At 62.4% G+C, this 18,238-nt stretch carries 17 protein-coding genes and 1 riboswitch; of the genes, 11 read left to right on the top strand and 6 right to left on the bottom strand.

Annotated features, from left to right (window positions below):
- The first annotated feature begins 63 nt into the window (after window positions 1–63).
- Genes HFC70_RS06010 through HFC70_RS06030 form a run of 5 tightly spaced genes read left to right on the top strand, consistent with a single transcriptional unit; the run spans window position 64 to window position 4,480 of the window.
- Window positions 64–1,140: a Gfo/Idh/MocA family protein gene (locus HFC70_RS06010; protein WP_168472312.1), complete on the top strand. Its 1,077-nt coding sequence runs from the start codon at window positions 64–66 to the stop codon at window positions 1,138–1,140.
- The gene (locus HFC70_RS06015) at window positions 1,140–1,973 is read left to right on the top strand and encodes a sugar phosphate isomerase/epimerase (protein WP_168472313.1); all 834 of its coding nucleotides are present in this window, start codon (window positions 1,140–1,142) and stop codon (window positions 1,971–1,973) included. The genes HFC70_RS06010 and HFC70_RS06015 overlap by 1 nt, the downstream gene beginning before the upstream one ends.
- Window positions 1,970–2,779, top strand: a complete 810-nt coding sequence (locus tag HFC70_RS06020; RefSeq protein ID WP_168472314.1) for an alpha/beta fold hydrolase — start codon at window positions 1,970–1,972, stop codon at window positions 2,777–2,779. Before HFC70_RS06015 ends, HFC70_RS06020 begins: the two co-directional genes overlap by 4 nt.
- A gap of 3 nt (window positions 2,780–2,782) precedes the next feature.
- The gene (locus tag HFC70_RS06025; RefSeq protein ID WP_168472315.1) at window positions 2,783–3,484 is read left to right on the top strand and encodes a ribulose-phosphate 3-epimerase; all 702 of its coding nucleotides are present in this window, start codon (window positions 2,783–2,785) and stop codon (window positions 3,482–3,484) included.
- A 15-nt stretch (window positions 3,485–3,499) separates the two neighbouring features.
- Complete coding sequence (locus HFC70_RS06030) at window positions 3,500–4,480, top strand: ROK family protein (RefSeq protein WP_168472316.1); 981 nt, start codon at window positions 3,500–3,502, stop codon at window positions 4,478–4,480.
- Window positions 4,481–4,610: 130 nt separating this feature from the next.
- Here the strand turns inward: HFC70_RS06030 and HFC70_RS06035 are convergent, their stop codons facing one another.
- Complete coding sequence (locus HFC70_RS06035) at window positions 4,611–5,537, bottom strand: LysR substrate-binding domain-containing protein (protein WP_168472317.1); 927 nt, start codon at window positions 5,535–5,537, stop codon at window positions 4,611–4,613.
- Window positions 5,538–5,684: 147 nt separating this feature from the next.
- Here HFC70_RS06035 and HFC70_RS06040 point away from each other — a divergent pair, with 147 nt between their 5' ends.
- Window positions 5,685–7,217: an MFS transporter gene (locus HFC70_RS06040; RefSeq protein WP_168472318.1), complete on the top strand. Its 1,533-nt coding sequence runs from the start codon at window positions 5,685–5,687 to the stop codon at window positions 7,215–7,217.
- Between the two features lie 254 nt (window positions 7,218–7,471).
- Here the strand turns inward: HFC70_RS06040 and HFC70_RS06045 are convergent, their stop codons facing one another.
- The 5 genes from HFC70_RS06045 to HFC70_RS06065 form a co-directional block, all read right to left on the bottom strand.
- Window positions 7,472–8,257, bottom strand: coding sequence for an SDR family oxidoreductase (locus tag HFC70_RS06045; protein WP_168472319.1), 786 nt, complete (start codon window positions 8,255–8,257; stop codon window positions 7,472–7,474).
- A 52-nt stretch (window positions 8,258–8,309) separates the two neighbouring features.
- Complete coding sequence (locus HFC70_RS06050) at window positions 8,310–9,260, bottom strand: sugar-binding transcriptional regulator (RefSeq protein WP_168472320.1); 951 nt, start codon at window positions 9,258–9,260, stop codon at window positions 8,310–8,312.
- 22 nt (window positions 9,261–9,282) lie between these two features.
- Window positions 9,283–10,752 (bottom strand): FGGY family carbohydrate kinase, encoded by a 1,470-nt coding sequence (locus HFC70_RS06055; RefSeq protein WP_168472321.1) that lies wholly within the window; start codon window positions 10,750–10,752, stop codon window positions 9,283–9,285.
- A 75-nt stretch (window positions 10,753–10,827) separates the two neighbouring features.
- Window positions 10,828–11,796 (bottom strand): transketolase family protein, encoded by a 969-nt coding sequence (locus HFC70_RS06060; protein WP_168472322.1) that lies wholly within the window; start codon window positions 11,794–11,796, stop codon window positions 10,828–10,830.
- Window positions 11,796–12,605: a transketolase gene (locus tag HFC70_RS06065; protein ID WP_168472323.1), complete on the bottom strand. Its 810-nt coding sequence runs from the start codon at window positions 12,603–12,605 to the stop codon at window positions 11,796–11,798. The genes HFC70_RS06060 and HFC70_RS06065 overlap by 1 nt, the downstream gene beginning before the upstream one ends.
- 212 nt (window positions 12,606–12,817) lie before the next feature.
- Between HFC70_RS06065 and HFC70_RS06070 the strand changes: the two genes are divergently transcribed.
- From HFC70_RS06070 to ribB, 5 genes are all read left to right on the top strand, one after another.
- Complete coding sequence (locus HFC70_RS06070) at window positions 12,818–13,792, top strand: ABC transporter permease (protein ID WP_168472324.1); 975 nt, start codon at window positions 12,818–12,820, stop codon at window positions 13,790–13,792.
- A 122-nt stretch (window positions 13,793–13,914) separates the two neighbouring features.
- The gene (locus HFC70_RS06075) at window positions 13,915–14,850 is read left to right on the top strand and encodes a substrate-binding domain-containing protein (protein WP_168472325.1); all 936 of its coding nucleotides are present in this window, start codon (window positions 13,915–13,917) and stop codon (window positions 14,848–14,850) included.
- A 21-nt stretch (window positions 14,851–14,871) separates the two neighbouring features.
- Complete coding sequence (locus tag HFC70_RS06080; protein ID WP_168472326.1) at window positions 14,872–16,365, top strand: sugar ABC transporter ATP-binding protein; 1,494 nt, start codon at window positions 14,872–14,874, stop codon at window positions 16,363–16,365.
- Between the two features lie 16 nt (window positions 16,366–16,381).
- Window positions 16,382–17,170: an SDR family oxidoreductase gene (locus HFC70_RS06085; protein ID WP_168472327.1), complete on the top strand. Its 789-nt coding sequence runs from the start codon at window positions 16,382–16,384 to the stop codon at window positions 17,168–17,170.
- 76 nt (window positions 17,171–17,246) lie between these two features.
- Window positions 17,247–17,391: riboswitch (FMN riboswitch) on the top strand.
- A 113-nt stretch (window positions 17,392–17,504) separates the two neighbouring features.
- Window positions 17,505–18,134, top strand: a complete 630-nt coding sequence (ribB, locus tag HFC70_RS06090; RefSeq protein WP_168472328.1) for a 3,4-dihydroxy-2-butanone-4-phosphate synthase — start codon at window positions 17,505–17,507, stop codon at window positions 18,132–18,134.
- Window positions 18,135–18,238: the final 104 nt, after the last annotated feature.

Below are 18,238 nucleotides of genomic sequence, written 5' to 3' on the forward strand. Positions count from 1 at the left end.
CTCCGGGACCGCTATCCGTGACCGCGGCGTTGCACTGAAACCACGAGACTTCGAGAGTTACCCATGCCAGCAAAGCAAGAAAAACGCCTTCGTGTCGGCGTATTGGGAGCGGGCCAGATCGCCCAGGCAGCCCATTTCGAAAGCTGCACCAAGGCGGCCAATGCCGATCTCCACGGAATCTGCGACGTCGCCGATGATCTGCGCGAGCGCATGGCGATCACCCATGGCGCGAAGAAGACCTACAACGATTATGACAGGATGTTGGCCGATCCCGATATCGACGCGGTGATCATCGCGACAGCCGATGCCTTCCACGTTCCGGCCTCCCTTCGCGCGCTCGAAGCCGGCAAACATGTCCTGTGCGAAAAGCCGGTCGGCCTGACGGTCGAGGAATGCCGCGACCTGAAAGCCGCTGTCGACAAGTCCGGCAAGGTGTTCCAGGTCGGACATATGAAGCGCTTCGATGCCGGCCTCCAGGCGGCAAAGTCCTTCATCCGCGACGAGATGGGCGCGCTGATTGCGCTGAAGGCCTGGTATTGCGACAGCACCCATCGTTATCCGATGACGGATGCGGTTCAGCCGCTGATCGTCGCGAGCGCCAATGCCCGCAAACCCTCGACCAATCCCAAGGCGGATCTGCGGCGCTATTACATGCTGGCGCATGGCTGCCACCTGATAGACACGGCGCGCTATTTCGCGGGCGATATCGTGTCGGTGGAAGCGCGCCTATCGGAGCGCGCCGGCATCTGGTGCTGGTTCGTCGATGTCGAATTTGCCTCCGGCACGCTTGGTCATCTCGATCTGACCGTACAGGTGCGCATGGACTGGCACGAAGGCTTCCAGATCTACGGCGAGAATGGCAGCATTCTCGGCAAGACCTTCAACCCCTGGTACTACAAGTCGAGCGAAGTCGATATCTTTCGCGAAGCCGACGGAGCGACCCATCGGGTGCTCGGGGCTGATGGTCATTTCTATCGCCGCCAGCTGGAAGGCTTTGCCCGCACCATCCTCGACGGCACGCCCATGGAGGGCGCCGATATCGATGATGGCCTTGCCTCCGTCCAGGCGATGGTGGCGATCGCCCGCTCCGTGGAAAGCGGCAAGGCGGTGGCGCTGACCGACGTTTCGGGTGGCGTGTGATGAAGCTCGGCATCTTCGCCAAGACGTTCGAGGGCAGCGATCCGGAAACGGTGCTGAGATCCGTTGCCGACGCGGGTTTTGCCTGCGCGCAATATAACATGGCGTGCTCCGGACTTGCCGCAATGCCGGACGCCATCAGCGAAGAGCAGGCGCGTTCGGTGGCTGCGGCCGCAGAGGCGAGCGCGATCGAGATTGTCGCCGTGTCCGGCACCTACAACATGATCCATCCCGATCTGGCCCTGCGCGCGGCGGGGCATGTCAGGCTGGCGGTTCTGGCCGAGCGCTGCGTTGCCATGTCGACCGGCCTCATCACGCTCTGCACGGGAACGCGCGATCCGGTGGATCAGTGGAAGGAACATCCAGACAACAATTCGCCAGAGGCCTGGCGCGATCTGCTGGACGCCATGGGTACTGCGGTCGAGATTGCCGAACGCTACGATATCGATCTCGGGATCGAACCGGAACTGGCCAATGTCGTCAATTCGGCGGCCAAGGCACGGCGCCTGATCGACGAACTGAAGAGCCCCCGCATCAAGATCGTTCTGGATCCGGCCAATCTCTTTGAGGTGGAGACGCTGGAGGAACAGCGGACCATCGTGGCTTCGGCGATCGACCTTTTGGGCGACCGCATTGTCATGGCCCATGCCAAGGACAGAACTCAGGACGGACGCTTCGCCACGGCGGGCAAGGGCGTTCTCGACTATCCCTTTTACTTGCGCAAACTGGCCGAGATCGGCTTTGACGGCAGCCTGATCACCCACGGGCTTGGCGCTCAGGAAGCCGCTGGTGTCGCGGAATTCCTGAAGGCTGGGCTTGCCGGAGCAGGGCGATGAACGAGAGCCGGTTGTTCGAGACCAGCGACGGAACGCGGCTCAACGTCGACAGGGCCGGCGAGGGACAAGCAGTCGTTTTCCAGCATGGGCTGTGCGGCGATGCCGGCCAGACGCAGGAAGCCTTTCCGGTCGAGCCCGGGTTTTGCCGCATTACGGTGGAAGCCCGCGGCCATGGCGGTTCGCAGTCCGGCCCGCTCGAGCGCCTGTCGATCGCGACATTTGCCGATGACATCGCCTCATATATCGAAAGCCGCCTGCAGCCGCCGGTGGTCGTTGGCGGCATCTCGATGGGAGCGGCCATTGCGTTGCGCCTGGCGGTCAAGCGGCCGGATCTCGTCAAGGCGCTGATCCTGGCAAGACCTGCCTGGGTGACGGCGGCAGCGCCGGACAATATGGCGCCGAATGCCGAGGTCGGCCGGCTTCTGCAAACCCTGCCGCCAGATGAGGTGAAGGCCGCATTTCTGGCCGGACCAACCGGCCAGCGCCTTGCCGCAGAGGCACCCGACAATCTGGCTTCGCTGACGGGTTTCTTCGCGCGGCAGCCGATCGCGGTGACTGCAGCCTTGCTGACCGCGATCTCCAGTGATGGGCCTGGCGTGACCGATGAAGAGGTTTGCCGCATCGCCGTGCCGACCCTGGTGATCGGCCACGATCACGACGTCATTCACCCCATCGCCTATGCGCATGAACTGGCCGAATGGATTCCAGCCGCCCGTTTTGTCCAGATCACGTCAAAGACGGAAAGCCGCACGCACTATGTCGCCGACTTCCGGCATGCCATGAGCACATTTCTGAAGGAGCTTTAAATCATGACCGTCCCCTCCAAGACCTGGATCGCCGACCTTCCAGAGGATCGCCTGATTGCAGAATTCTCCGTCTGGTCTGCCGACCTCGTGCGCCTGGCCGACGATCTCGCCCGCGTCGATCCCTATGTGGATGTCTTGCATATCGATGTCGCCGACGGCCACTTCGCGCCGGCCATGCTGTTCTTTCCCGATCTCGTCGCGGGCGTGCGAAAGATTTCCGCGCGCCCGATCCATGTCCATCTGATGGTGGCCGACAGCATCCTGCTGTCGCAGATCGAGCAATTCGCCGATGCCGGCAGTGACCTGATCAGCATCCATGTCGAAAACGAAGCGGTCGCAGAACCCGCTCTCGACCTGATCGAGTACCGCCGCGTCGCCGCCGGCATGGTTCTCCGGGTGGAAACGCCGGTCGAGACGATCCGCAAATACGCAGCCCGCCTCGATTTCGTGACGCTGCTGGGTACGGCAATCGGGGTCAAAGGGCAGGGGCTGAACGAAAAGGCCGGCGAGCGTCTGCAGCAGGCGGCGCAAATCATTACCGATTGCGGTGCCGCGCATCGCATCGTCCTTGCCGCCGATGGTGGCATCCGCGAGCATACCGTGCCGCTGCTTCGCCAGGCCGGCGCGCAGACCGTCGTACTCGGTTCGCTTGCCTTCAACGCGCCATCGCTTGCTGAGCGCATGGCGTGGCTGCACGCACTCTAGCCGGCAGGTCGCGGGATGCAGCAGGTCGCCATCGGCATTGATCTGGGAGGGACGCAGGTTCGTGCGGCCCTGGTCGGCGAGCAGGGCACAATCTTTGCCCAGGCCGAGGATCGGACCGATGCGGCGGCTGGCCCGGAGCGCGTTCTGCGTCAAATTCTCGATCTCGCCGAACAGGTCCTGGCGGCAGGACAGCCCTTGTCGGTGGTGGGCGTGGGGGTGTCGACGCCCGGTCCGGTCGATACGATCGCCGGTATCGCAAGCGACGTGCCGACGCTGGCCGGCTTTGCCGGCTTTCCGCTGAAGGCGGAACTGCAGAAGCGCTTCGCCTATCCTGTCAGCCTGGAAAATGACGGTATTGCCGCGGCCATCGGCGAATGGCAGTTCGGAGCCGGCAAAGGGCGCGGCAACCTGATCTATGTGACCGTCAGCACCGGCATTGGTGGCGGCATTATCTCGGACGGTCGCGTCGTACGCGGCCGCAAGGGCATGGCAGGCCATATCGGCCATATGTCCGTCATGCCGAACGGCGAACTCTGCCCCTGCGGCAACCGGGGATGCTTTGAGGCCTACGGATCGGGAACTGCCTTTGCGCTGCGGGCCCGCAGGCGGGCACTGGCCTGCACGGAAACCACACTCGGAAAGAAGGGCGGAGAGATTCACAGTCGCGACGTCTTTGCCGCTGCCAGAAACGGCGATGGGCTCGCCAATACACTGATTGACGAGGAGGCCGAAATCCTCGGCCGTGGTTTCACCAGCCTCATCCAGATCTTCAGCCCGGATATCGTCGTGATGGGCGGCGGGCTTTCCCACGAGTTCGAGCGGTTGCAGCCCGGCATCCAGGACTATATCGCCCGATGGGCCATGCCGGCTTTCAACGATGTGCACGTCGTCCGGGCGGCACTCGGCCAGAATTCAGGCCTGGTGGGTGCGGCAGCCCTGGCCTTTCTTGCCGAACGGCCACCCCAGGACCAGCCGGGATTCTTCACGACCTTCTGATATCGGGAACGTTGAAGGTCATGCGGGGCTTGTCGCACATTTCCGAGCCTAGGCTCAGGCCTTATTGATGAAGCTCCTCCCAATTTTGCGTCATAATACCAGCCTAGACATATTCCGAAGCTCTCTGGTCTCAGGGGTTTGGCGTGACAGGCGGCAGCTGGCATTCGCTTGAAAACAGTCGCGTGCTGATAAAATCGACGAACACTCGGACTTTGGGGGAAAGGTGTCGGCTCGATGGCCAGATCAGGTTGAACTGGCCGGGGGCATCGAGGTGATCGACCAGCAGCGGCACGAGTTCGCCTGTTTTCAGCGAGGCCGCAGCCAGAAAATCGGGCATGCAGCCGATGCCGAGCCCGCGCAGCACGGCGCCGCGCAAGGCCTCCATATTATTGCAGGTCAGGATATGGCGGACCCTGACCTCCTTCTCTCCCGCCGGAAGAATGAGCGGCCAATCCTGAACTTTCCCGCTGTTGGGGTAGCGAAAACCGATCCCGATATGGTCACCGCATAGATCACGTGGGCATTTCGGCGTGCCCTGCCGCTCCAGATAGGCGGGAGACGCGCAGAGGAGCAGCTGGAACGGACGAAGTGCACGGACCATGATGCGGCTGTCCGGCAATTGCCCGCTGCGAATCGCGACATCGACACCTTCCTCGATGAGGTCGACGATGCGGTCGGTGAAATCGAGATCGAGTTCGATCTCTGGGTAAAGCGACAGGAACTCGGCAAGCACCGGCAGCAGTAGGTGGTAGGCGACGATGGGTGCGCTCACTCTGACGCGCCCGCGCGGCGTCTCCCGTGTCATCAATAGCGTCTCTTGGGCGTCGTCAAGATCATCGAGGATGTGGCGGCATCGTTCGTGAAATGTGCGACCTTCCTCCGTCAGGCGCAGGCTGCGGGTCGAGCGCTGGAAGAGCCGCACGCCCAACTGGCTTTCGAGACGTGTGACGGCCTTGCCGACGGCAGACGGCGACAGGCCGAGCACACGTCCGGCGGCGACGAAGCTTCCGAGGTCGGCCGTGCGCACGAAGGCCGTCAGGCCGGTCAGGCGGTCCATGTCACTCGTTCCATTTCCATCCTATTCGAGCGTTTTGTTCCGTTATGATTGGAACCTTGACGACATTTTCGAATATTCAAGCACAGATAGACTGGTCTGGAAATAGGCCGCGCTCTGCCGCGGCATCCTCCAGCTTCAGGAACGTTTATGTCCTCCCATTCGAAAACTTCAAACGGAACCCCGAAATGGCTGCCGTTGCTGGCGGTATGTCTCGCCGCCGCCGCCATGCCGCTGACCTTTACCGGAACGGCGGTGGCACTGCCCTCCATCGGCCGGGCGCTTGGTGGTAGCCCTGTGGCCATCGCCTGGGTGACCAACGCATTCATGCTGACCTTCGGCTCGACCTTGATGGTGGCGGGTGCGCTGGCCGATAGCTATGGCCGCAAGCGGATCTTCCTGATCGGGGTTGGATCGTTTGCCGTCTTCTCACTGGCGCTCGTCTTTGCGCCGGATATTCTCGTGTTCGACCTGTTGCGCGCGGCCCAGGGGCTTGCGGCCGCCGCGGCCTTTTCCAGCGGCATGGCGGCCTTGGCGCAGGAGTTCGACGGCCCGGCGCGCCTTCGTGCCTTCAGCATCGTCGGCACCAGTTTCGGCGTCGGCCTGTCGCTCGGCCCGGTCGCATCGGGCCTGATGATCGAAGCTTTTGGCTGGCGCAGCGTCTTCCTGGCGGTGGTGGTCTTCGCCTTTCTCGCCTTTGCTCTCGGTTGGCGCGTGCTGAAGGAAAGCCGGGATCCGGCCTCCCGTGGGCTCGACTGGAGTGGTGCGCTCACCTTCACCGCGGCGCTCGGTCTCTTCACCTACGGCATCCTGCTGGCCCCGGAGCGTGGATGGGGCGACGGCAGGGTCGTCGGCTTGCTGTCCGGTGCGGCCCTGTTCCTCATCCTCTTCGTGGCGATCGAACGCCGAGTTCCCCGACCGATGCTCGATCTGTCCCTGTTTGCCTATCCGCGCTTTGTCGGCGTTCAGTTGCTGGCGGCGGCCCCCGCCTATGGCTTCGTCGTCTTGCTGATCCTGCTGCCGGGACGCTTCATCGGCATCGAAGGCATGCGCGAGGTCGCGGCGGGGACGTTGATGATCGCACTGTCGGCGCCACTGCTGATCCTGCCCGTTGCTGCCGGATTGCTGACGCGCTGGTTCCGCCCCGCTACGATCTGCGGCACGGGCCTCCTGATCACAGCCGTCGGCCTGTTCTGGCTGGCGCAAATCCCGGTTGGCGCTTCCATCTGGATGACTGCCCTGCCTATGCTGGCGATCGGGACCGGCATCAGTCTGCCCTGGGGGCTCATGGATGGGCTGGCGGTCAGCGTTGTGCCGAAGGAGCGTGCCGGTATGGCGACCGGCATCTTCAGCACCACGCGGGTGGCGGGCGAGGGCGTCGCACTTGCGGTCGTCAGCGCGATACTGTCCTTGCTGGTCGCGGGCAGAATGGGCGGGCACGCTGCGCCCGGCGACATCGCCACCGCTGCCCAGAGGCTCGCCGCCGGAGATGTCGGCATGGCCCAGATCGCCATGCCGGGGGCGGAGCAGGCCGCGCTGGTGTCGCTCTATTCGGATGCTTTCAGCGAACTTCTGCTACTGCTGACGGCCATCACCCTTCTCACGGCGCTCGTGGTATTCATGTTTCTGAGGACAGATGCGCACGACGTGTCCGGTAGGGAAGCCGAAGGAGCGACGTCATAGGTGCCATCGCTGTGCCCCATTCAAGGCAGCGATATTTCAAGCGGTCGGATCGCCACAAATGGATTGATCCTTTGCAGATGGAATTCGCACCTTGTGCTCATTCACGATTGAGTTGAGCTCAGGTGGCGATCCGTCCGGCCGTTTGGTTTCGATTTTGGATTGTGATGTCGTTTGTTTCGAGAATGCGGACGAGACAAACCCGATGGGGGAACTTGCCGGACAACCGAATTTGGTCCAGCGTCCCCACACCAAACTCACGACATGATCAATCCTCCGTCAACGTTGATGGTCTGTCCTGTGATATAGGCTGCATCCTGTGAGGCAAGGAAAGCGACAAGGGCGCCAACTTCGGCCGGTGTGCCGGCGCGGCCCATCGGGATGCCTTCGACCCATTCGGCCATCAGTTCACCGGGGCCGTAGTCGCCCAGCATTTCACCCCAGACGCGGTCGTTGTAATCCCACATTTCGGTGTGGATGATGCCGGGGCAGATGGCGTTGACGGTGATGCCTTCGCGGGCCAGTTCCTTGGCGAGGCTCTGGGTCAGGCCCACCACGCCGAACTTGGAGGCGGCGTAATGCGGCGTGTAGATGAAACCTTGCCGTGCCTGGCCGGAGGCGGTGTTGATCAGGCGTCCTTTCGTGCCGCTGGCGCGAAAGCGGCGGATAGCCTCCTGGCAGCAGAGAAACACCCCCTTGGTGTTGACGTCGAGGTTGAGATCCCACTCCCGTTCCGTCAGGTTTTCGACCTTGGCAATGGTGATGACGCCGGCATTCTGGACGGATACCGAGAGAGGCCCCAGTTTGCCTTCGGCTCCGGCATAAGCATCCTGCACGGCTTGAGCATCGGTGACGTCCAGAACGAAGCCGACCACCTCGGTGCCGGTTTCTTCAGCAAGTGCCGCCGCGACCTCGGGCGTATCCTTGTCGATCGCCGCGATCGCCACCTTGGCGCCTTCCTCGGCGAAACGCCTGGCAATTCCGTGGCCGATCCCCTTGTTGCCGCCCGTGACGAAAACGGACTGATCTGCAAAACGTCTCATGGTACCTTACTCCCCATTGCGCAGCAGATCGGCCGGTCCGTCTCGGGTGAGATCAGGCCGTCAGTCTGGCTGCTGTGAACTTGTCTGTGACGAAGACATCGATGACGCCCAGTTTCAGGGCGCCGGCGATCGCCTGCGTCTTTGATTCTCCGCCGGCCAGCGCCATGACGCGGTCGGCCTTCTTGAGGTCTTCGAGGGTTATGCCGATGACCCGCTCGTTGAGCGGTGTCTCGACCGGCCTGCCATCCTTGTCGTAGAAGCGGAACGATATTTCGCCGACCGCACCCGCCTCGTTCAGCATCGCCATCTCCTGGCGGGAAAAGACATTGCCGGAGCGGGCCAGCAGTTCCGATGGCTCCACCGCGCCGATGCCGATGATGGCGAGACTCAACCGGCCAAACAGGTCCATCGTGCCGCGCACGACCGGGTCGGCCAACATCACCAGTTTCGCCTCACGCGACGAGGTGATGCCCTGCACGAGCAGCAGCCGCGGTTCCCCTCCGGTCAGTTTGGCGAGACGCGCGGTCAGTTGCGTGGCGTGGGTCTGAACGGAAGCCTCGCCCATGCCACCCAGGATTTGCACGATGTATTTGGCCTTGCCGGTCTTGAGGGGATGAATGTTGTCGACCATCCGCAGGATCGTCTGGCTCCAGCTTGAAACACCGATGATCTCGTCCTGCTGAAGCGTGACCTCAAGGAAATGCGCCGCGGCCTCTCCGATGCGCGCCATGATGGCGCCGTCGCGGTCCTCGGAACAGTCGATGACGATCGCTTCCGTCAAGGCGTAACGCTCACGCAGGGCGGTTTCCAGATCGGCGAAGGTGCCCGGCGGCGGGATGACCGTGGTCCGGACGATGCCTTCCACCTCCGCACGCTTCAGCATGCGCGACACCGTCGCCTGGGACATGTGCATGGTGACGGCGATCTCTGCCTGGCGCTTGCCTTCGACATGATACATCTGTGCAATGCGGGCAATCAGTCGAAGCTCGTTGAGGCGTCCCATGGTCCCTCCAGGGTGTGAATTTTTATTCACCCATAGTTGAAGTCGTGGGAACGGTCGAGCGGAAGATTGCGTCCTGCCAGACCTGAAGACGCTCGCCGGCATCGTTCGGCCGCGGCGCAAGCGCGGTCCTGGCGCGGGGCAGTGCGGAGATCACTGCAAGGTCGGACCAGATTCCAAGCGACAGGCCGGCGAGATAGGCAGCGCCCAGGGCGGACGCCTCCGGCGCATCGCACTGGAAGAGTTCGTGACCCAGCGTATCCGCCACGCATTGCATGAGGAAGGTATTCTGGCTCGGTCCGCCGTCGGCATAAAGACGGCCAAGCGGTGTGGGAGACTGCGCCGACATCGCCTTGAAGACATCATGGACCTGGAAGGCCATGGAATCCGTGACCGCCCGGGCCATCTGGGCGCGTGTCGTGTTGAAGGTGATGCCGGAAAAAAGCGCCCGCGCATCGGCATGCCAATGGGGTGCGCCCAGGCCGACAAAGGCCGGCACGAAGCCTGGCCCCGAAGGTGCGGCGGTCGCCGCCAGGTCCACCAGCGCCTGGACATCCGGGAGGCCCAAGATCTCGACCATCCAGGGCAAGGCCGCTGCCGAAACGAGGATATTGCCCTCGAATGCATAGGTCGGCTTGCCGTCGATCGACCAGGCGATCGTCGTCGTGATGCCGAGTTCAGGCGCAATGAAGCGGGGCAGGGTCGTCATGATGGAAGAGCCCGTGCCGAATGTTACTTTTCCGTCACCCGGATTGAAGGCGCCATGGCCGAACAGGGCGGCGTGACTGTCCCCGATCGCCGCAGCGATCGGGATCCCATCGGCAAGTCCGGAAACGTTGCGCGTCTCCCCGAACAAGGCTGCGCTGTCGCGTACCTGCGGCAATGCCGCCTCTGGCACGCCAAACAGGTCGCAGAGGTCGTCACTCCAGACCTGACGGGTGAGATCATAGAGTTGGCTACGGGCCGCGTTCGATGCGTCACAGGCATGTATGGCGCCATCCGTCAGGCAATGGATCAGCCAGGAATCGATCGTTCCGAGGCGAACAGGCCGGCCGGCGGGTGCGCGATCGAGCAGCCATTTCATCTTGGGGCCAGGGAACATCGGGTCGATCGGTAGGCCCGTCAAGGCCTGAACCGTAGCGGAATGACCGGCGGCATTCAGCTCGGCGCAGGCCGGGGCACTGCGGCGGCACTGCCAGCTGATGACCGGGCCAAGCGGTTTTCCCGTCTCGGCGTCCCAGATCGTCACGGATTCGCGCTGGTTCGAGATGGCTATTCCCAGGATCTCCACCGTCGGCCCGTTGGCAAGGCATGTGGAAATCGCCTCCTGCACGGACGCCCAGATGCGTTCCGGGCTCTGCTCGACCCAGCCCGGCTGCGGAAGGGAAAGCCCGACGGGCGAGGCGCCGCGCGACAGGATCTCGCCCGTGGTCGCGACAAGCACCGCCTTCGAATTCGTGGTGCCCTGGTCAATGGCGAGGATCGCGGTGGTCATGCTGGCTCCGGAAAAGTGGTGGGCGCGGCCGCCGCATGGATCGGTCGCGTCCCGTTGTTATCAGCGTGAACGATGTCAGTTGCGAGCGGTTTTTCGGGCAATCAATGCCTTGGCCGCCGACGCAATGCCATCAGGCGACATGCCGAATTCGTCGAGAAGGGCTTCTGCCGATCCGGTCGGTGCGAATATGCCCGGCACGCCGAGGATCTTCATCGGCACGGGAGCCTCGGCCACGACGACTTCCGCGATCGCAGAGCCAAGGCCGCCGAAGATCGAGTGTTCCTCCGCGCTCAGAATGGCGCCGGTGTCAGCTGCTGCCGCGATGATGGCATCCACATCGATGGGGCGCACGGTCGCCATGTTCAAAACACGCACCTCGATGCCTTCTGCGGCCAGCAGGTCCGCCGCTTTCATCATGCGATGGGTCAAGGTGCCGTTGGCAATCAGCGTGAGGGCATCGCCGTCGCGCAGCAGATTGGCCTTGCCGAGTTCGAACCTGTGGCCGGGGGGGAGAAGATCCGGGACGCCGACACGGGAGAGGCGCAAAAAGACCGGTCCTTGATACTGTGCCGCCCATTCCACAGCGGCCGCCGTTTCGATCGAATCGCAGGGTGCGATCACCGGCAGGTTCGGCAGCACGCGCATCCAGGCAAAATCCTCGATGGAGTGGTGCGTGGGGCCAAGCTCACCATAGGCCATGCCCGAGGAGATGCCGATCAGTTTTACATTGGCATTCGAGTAGGCGATGTCGGCCTTGACTTGTTCCAGCGACCTGCCCGTAAGAAAGCAGGAGGCGCCACAGACAAAGGGCAGAAGGCCGCCATTGGCAAGACCGGCGCCGACGCCGACCATGTTCTGTTCGGCGATGCCGACATTGACCAGTCGTTCCGGCCACTTGGCCTTGAAGCCGCCAAGCTTGGAGGATCCGACGGAATCGTTGCAAACGGCGACGATCTTGGGATTGTCCGCTCCGAGACGTTCCAGCACGGAGACAAAGGCGTCGCGGCAATCGTGGAGTTTGGGAGATGTCGTCACGGCATTCATCATAGCACCTCCGAAAGCTCGGCCACGGCAATTTTATACTGTTCGGCGTTCGGCACCTTGTGGTGCCAGTCGACCGTGTCCTGCATGAAGGAAATCCCTTGCCCCTTGTTGGTATGGGCGACGATGCAGTGCGGGCGTGTTGTGCGATGCTGCAGTGCCGGGACGATCTCGCTCATGGCGTTGCCGTCGATTTCCGTGACGTCCCAGCCGAAGGCTTCCAGCTTGGAGGGAAAGGGGGCCAGGTTGTTGGTGTCCTTCAGCGACGCACCCTGCTGGAAACGATTGTGGTCGATGATGAGGGTCAGGTTATCGAGGTTGAACTGGGCTGCCGATGAAATCGCCTCCCAGTTCGAACCCTCCTGCATCTCGCCGTCACCTGTCAGCACGTAAGTGTGATAGCCGGCGCCCGTCAGCTTGGCGGCCTTGGCCATGCCGACCGCGACCGGGAGCCCGTGGCCCAGAGGTCCGGTATTTGTCTCGACGCCGGGCACCTTGTTGCAGTTCGGGTGTCCGTTGAGTCGCGAGTGCGGCTTCAGGAAGGTCGAGATTTCCTCCTCCGGCAGGAAGCCGCGCTTGGCGAGCGTGACGTAAAGTGCCAGCGCGACATGACCCTTCGACAGCACGAACCGATCGCGGTCCGGGTGTTTCGGCTGTTCCGGCCAGAGGCGCAGCACCTGAAAATAGAGCGCGGTCAGGATGTCGATGGCCGACATTTCGCCGCCGATATGGCCGGCGCCTGCTTCGTAAACCGCTTGCAGATCGCGAAGGCGTATCTGTCGGGCGATGCGGTCGAGATCATTCGGCTGCATGAAATCCTCGTCGTGAATAATTATGCTATTGCCAATATAATTGCATTTGCTGCCGGGGTGTCAAGCCAGAGACGCGAAAATAATCCGGCGCCGATTGCTCGATGGGTGGTTGACAGGGTGCAGTTTGATCGGATACGAATTTCCACACAAGCATGAATATTTATGCTATACCGAAAGCCAAGCGGTGCGGTGCATGAAACTGGGAGGGCTGGATGCTCGCGTCCGTGAAAGATGAAAACAGAACCGTAAGCTCGGGCGTGTTTTCCGTGCTGAGAGGGGCGACAGGGCCGCTGATCGGGCTTATCCTGCTGTGCATCTTCCTATCCTTTGCGACCGACAAGTTCATGTCCGTTCGCAACCTCCTCAATATCCTCGACCAGATCACCGTGCTCGGGATCATGGCGGTCGGCATGACCCTGGTGATCCTGATCGGTGGCATCGATCTCGCGGTCGGTTCGGTCATGGCCCTGACCATGATGGTCATGGGATATCTCGCCAATCAGGTCGGTTTTCCACTGGTGTTGGGAATAGGGCTGGCGCTGGTTGCCGCCGGTGTCACCGGCGCGATATCCGGGATCTTAATCACCGCACTCGGGGTGCCCGCCTTCATCGCAACGCTTGCCATGATGTCTGTCGCACGCGGCCTTGCCAATATGATCACCGACGGCCAACAGATCGTCGGATTTCCGACATGGTTCAGCCTGCTCGCCTATACCCGCTTCGGCGGATTCCTGACCCTGACCGTGGCCATCATGCTGATCGTCTTCGTGCTCGGCTGGCTCTATCTGCGCTACACGTCGGGCGGCCGTTCGCTCTATGCGATCGGCGGCAATCAGGAAGTGGCGCGTCTCGCCGGCATCAACGTCAATCTCTACACAGTCGGAGTTTATGTCGTCTCTGGTCTGTTGGCAGGGCTTGCCGGCGTCGTCCTGGCGATGCGGCTGGACTCCGTCCAGCCGACGGCAGGTGTCTCCTATGAACTCGATACGATTGCAGCCGTCGTCATCGGCGGTACCAGCCTCAGCGGCGGCAAGGGCGGCATCCTCGGCACCATCATCGGCGTGCTGATCATTGGCGTCCTGCGCAATGGCCTCAACCTGCTGGGTGTTTCACCCTTTACGCAGGCGGTCGTCATCGGCGTGGTCATTGCCCTTGCGGTTGCGGCGGAGGCCTTCAAACGAAAATGAAATTTGGCTTTGCGCCAAAGTCTGGCGGCCCTGCCGCTAGTTCACCGCCCGGCGAGACGCCAGGCTAAAACTTCGGTCCTGCGATGGTAGCGGGTGCCCGAATCCAACGGAGGAGATCTACCATGAAAATCAAGACTGTTCTTCTGGCTGCCGCAGCATTGGCGACCACGGCCCTCATTCCCCTCGGCGCTTCGGCAGCTGAAGTGAAGAAGATCGGCCTCGCGGTTTCCAACCTGCAGGCCGACTACTTCAACCAGATCAAGATCGGTGTCGAAAGCTATGCCAAGGAGAAGGGCATTGAGGTCATCACCGTCGACGCCAAGAATGACGGAGCGACCCAGGTCAGCCAGGTTCAGGACCTGCTGACGCAGGGCATCGATGCCTTCATCTACATTCCCGCCGGCGCTGCGGCTGCCGCAGTCCCGACCCGTCTCGCCAAGGAAGCCGGCATCCCCGTCGTCAACGTCGACCGCAACGCCGACGGCGCACCGGGCGACACCTTCATTGCCACCGACAACGCCACATCCGCCTACGAAGTCTGCAAGCACATCATCGGCCTGGCGGGCGGCAAGGGCAAGATGCTGATGATCCACGGCCAGAAGGGCACGACACCGGAAGTCGAGCGCACCAAGGGCTGCATGAAGGCGATCGGCGAAAACGCGGGCGTCGAGCTCGTGGCCGAGCAGTGGAGCGAGCAGTGGTCCCAGGCCGAAGGCCTCAACATCGGCCAGAACCTGCTCCAGGCAAACCCTGAAGTCTCGCTGATCTTCGCCCAGGCGGACGGCTTGGCGCTCGGTGCCGCTCAGGCCGTCAAGGTCTCGGGTGTGTCGCAGCGCATCTATGTCGGTGGTTTCGACGGCGACACGACGGCTCTGCCGATCCTTGCCCAGGGCGGCTTCGATGCGACGGCAACCCAGCAGGTCCGCGGCATTGGTCGCCTGGCCGTCGACAGCGCCATCAAGCTGGCTGCCGGCGAGAAGCTGCCGGCCGAGCAACTGCTTCCGGGCTTCCTGACGACGCCGGAAAATGCAGCCAAGTACGTCGCCGAGCATCCCTGATCCACAGCGGAAGATAGTGCCATGACTGCCAAGGACCTCCCTCCCATCCTTTCCCTCCGCCAGATCCGTAAGGTCTACGGGTCGCTGGAGGTGCTCCACGGCATCGATCTCGATGTCGGGGCAGGGGAAGTCGTGGCACTGCTTGGCGAGAACGGTGCAGGAAAGTCGACTCTTTCGAGGATCGTTTCCGGCGCCGTTCAGCCATCCGCCGGCGACATGACATGGTTCGGGGCGCCCTACGCCCCGGCCTCTCCCCGTGACGCGATGGATGTCGGTGTCGGCATGATCCACCAGGAGCTCAAGCTCCTGCCGCAGTTGTCCATTGCCGAAAACGTCTTCGTCGGGCGCTACCTTATGAAGGGCGGTCGCATAGATCGCCATGCCATGGAGGAGCGAGCCCATGCCGGCTTGCAGCGCCTGGGGCTGGATGTCTCGCCTCGCCGCGTGGTGGAAGGTCTCTCCACGGCAAAACAGCAGCTGATCGAGATCGCCAAGGCGATGACGCTCAATGCCAAGCTGCTCATTCTCGACGAGCCGACGGCAGCGCTGGGCGGCGATGAAACGCAGCTGTTGTTCCGGCAGATCGAACGCCTGAAGGCCGATGGCGTCGGCATCATCTATATTTCTCATCGGTTGGAGGAAATCCGGCAGATCGCCGACCGGATCGTCGTCATGCGCGACGGTTCCAAGGTGCAGGAATTCGACAGCGGCGACGTGCCGGTTCGCACCATCGTGGAGGCCATGGTCGGCCGCTCGCTGGAGCGCATGTTCCCGGCCATTCCCGAGCCGCAACAGGATGTGACGCTGGAAGTGCGCAGCCTCTCGTCCCCGGCTGGGACCTTCAACAATATCAATTTCTCGGTCCGGCGCGGCGAAGTCTTCGGGATCGCCGGCCTGGTCGGAGCGGGCCGAACCGAACTGGTGCGCGCCATCACAGGCGCCGATCCGATTGCCAGCGGCGACGTCCTGCTGAATGGCGAGGCCATCCCTTTGCGCTCGCCGCGCGACGCGATCCGCCGCGGCATTGTTCTGGTGCCCGAAGATCGCAAGCTCCAGGGCCTCGTTCTGGAGCATTCCATCCAGGAAAACATCGGTTATGCCAACCTGGAGGAAGTCTCGCGTCGCGGTTGGGTGACGTCGCGGCGGCTCAGCCAGTTTGCCGACGCCTATATCCAGAAATTCGGGGTCAAGGGTCGCGGCGGCCAGAATGCCGGAGAACTGTCCGGGGGCAATCAGCAAAAGGTGGTGCTGGCGAAATGGCTCGCCCGCAAGCCGAAAGTCGTCGTCCTGGACGAGCCGACCCGCGGCATCGATGTGGGCGCGCGGTCGTCGATCTACGATACGATCATGGATCTGGCCCGCGAGGGCGTGGCTGTGATTGTGGTGAGCTCGGATCTGGAAGAAGTGCTGGGCGTCTCCAATCGCATCATGGTCATGGCGCAAGGAAAGCAGGCCGGTATCCTGGACCGCAAGGACGCCAACGACGTCTCGGTCATGGAACTGGCAACGATTTGAAAGGGAATCGAAATTCATGTCGGACATCACACTGAATGCACCAAAGCTGTTTGATCTTAGCGGCAATGTCGCCTTGGTCACGGGGGCGGGCAGCGGCATAGGCCAGCGGATCGCCATAGGACTTGCCCAATGCGGCGCCGATGTCGCGTTGCTGGACAGGCGCACGGACGAGGGCCTTGCCGATACCGCAAAATTCATCGAGGCGACCGGCCGCCGCAGCATCAGGATCGCTGCCGATGTCACGCAGTCGGCTGCGCTGAACGACGCCGTCGCGCGCACGGAAGCGGAACTGGGGCCGCTGACCCTGGCCGTCAACGCGGCCGGTATCGCCAATGCCAATCCGGCTGAAGAGATGGAGGAGAGCCAGTTTCAGACGATGATGGACATCAACCTGAAGGGCGTCTTCCTGTCCTGCCAGGCTGAAGCCCGAGCCATGCTGAAGAACGGCCGCGGATCGATCGTCAATATCGCCTCCATGTCCGGGGTGATCGTCAATCGCGGCCTGAACCAGTGCCACTACAATGCGTCGAAGGCCGGCGTCATCCACATGTCGAAATCCATGGCCATGGAATGGGTGGGCCGCGGCATTCGGGTCAATACCATCAGCCCAGGCTACACGGCGACCCCGATGAATACACGCCCCGAAATGGTCCACCAGACCAAGCTGTTTGAGGAACAGACGCCGATGCAGCGCATGGCGACGGTCAACGAGATGGTCGGACCGGCGGTCTTTCTCCTGTCGGATGCGGCAAGCTTCGTCACGGGCGTCGATCTGCTCGTCGATGGCGGTTTCTGCTGCTGGTGAGCCGGCCGGGTCGCCTGGAATCTGCAGCGATTTTTCTTTAGCGCTTGAAATTGCTCCGGAAGTATACTTATCTTTCGATTGTTCTCAGGGCGGGGTGCAATTCCCCACCGGCGGTATCCGGCTTTGCCGGGAGCCCGCGAGCGCTTCCACTTCGGTGGAAGGCAGCAGATCCGGTGCGATGCCGGAGCCGACGGTCACAGTCCGGATGAAAGAGGACAACGTCTGCGACGCCACCCGCAAGGGGAAGGCGTAGGCTTTGTTCGCCCAAGGGATGGATGGCGGCCGGAAGGCCGTGGTTTGGCCGCACATGCGGTGACCCTTGAAAGGCACAGGAATGACACTTTCGACAATTGAAGATGCAATCGACGCATTGACACGGGGCGGCATGATCGTCGTCGTGGATGATGAAGATCGCGAAAACGAGGGCGACGTCATCATCGCCTCGGATGCAGTGACGCCCGAGGCGATCGCGTTCATGATGAAGCATGCACGCGGACTGGTTTGCGTGGCGATGGAAGGCGAGAGACTGGATGCGCTGGACATACCCCTGATGGTTCCGAAGAATACGGAATACCTGAAGACGGCCTTCACCGTTTCCGTCGACTACATCCATGGGACCACGACCGGCATCTCGGCCGCGGATCGGGCCGCCACCGTGCGGGCCCTGATGGACGACAAGACAAGAGCAGACGACTTTGCCCGTCCAGGCCATATCTTCCCCCTGCGGGCGCATCCGGACGGCGTGTTGGGACGACCGGGGCATACGGAGGCTGCGGTCGACCTGGCGCGACTGGCGGGAAAACGTCCCTCAGGCGTCATCTGCGAGGTTGCCAATGATGACGGCACGATGGCCCGCCTTCCAGATCTCCGGGAGTTTTGCCGGCTCCATGACCTGCCGCTGATCTCGATCAAGGATCTGATCCGCTACAAGCAGCAGCGAACGGGCCAGGCGGCGGCCGCATGACCTGTTTCCGTGCCACTCCTCGACATCCGGGGTCTACGCCGCCTGCATAGAGTTGCACAAGGGAGTTGCAGCAAAGCTCGGGTTCAATTCCGAAGACGCCGTAG

This window comes from Agrobacterium sp. a22-2, assembly GCF_012276985.1.
Taxonomy (GTDB): Bacteria; Pseudomonadota; Alphaproteobacteria; order Rhizobiales; family Rhizobiaceae; genus Allorhizobium.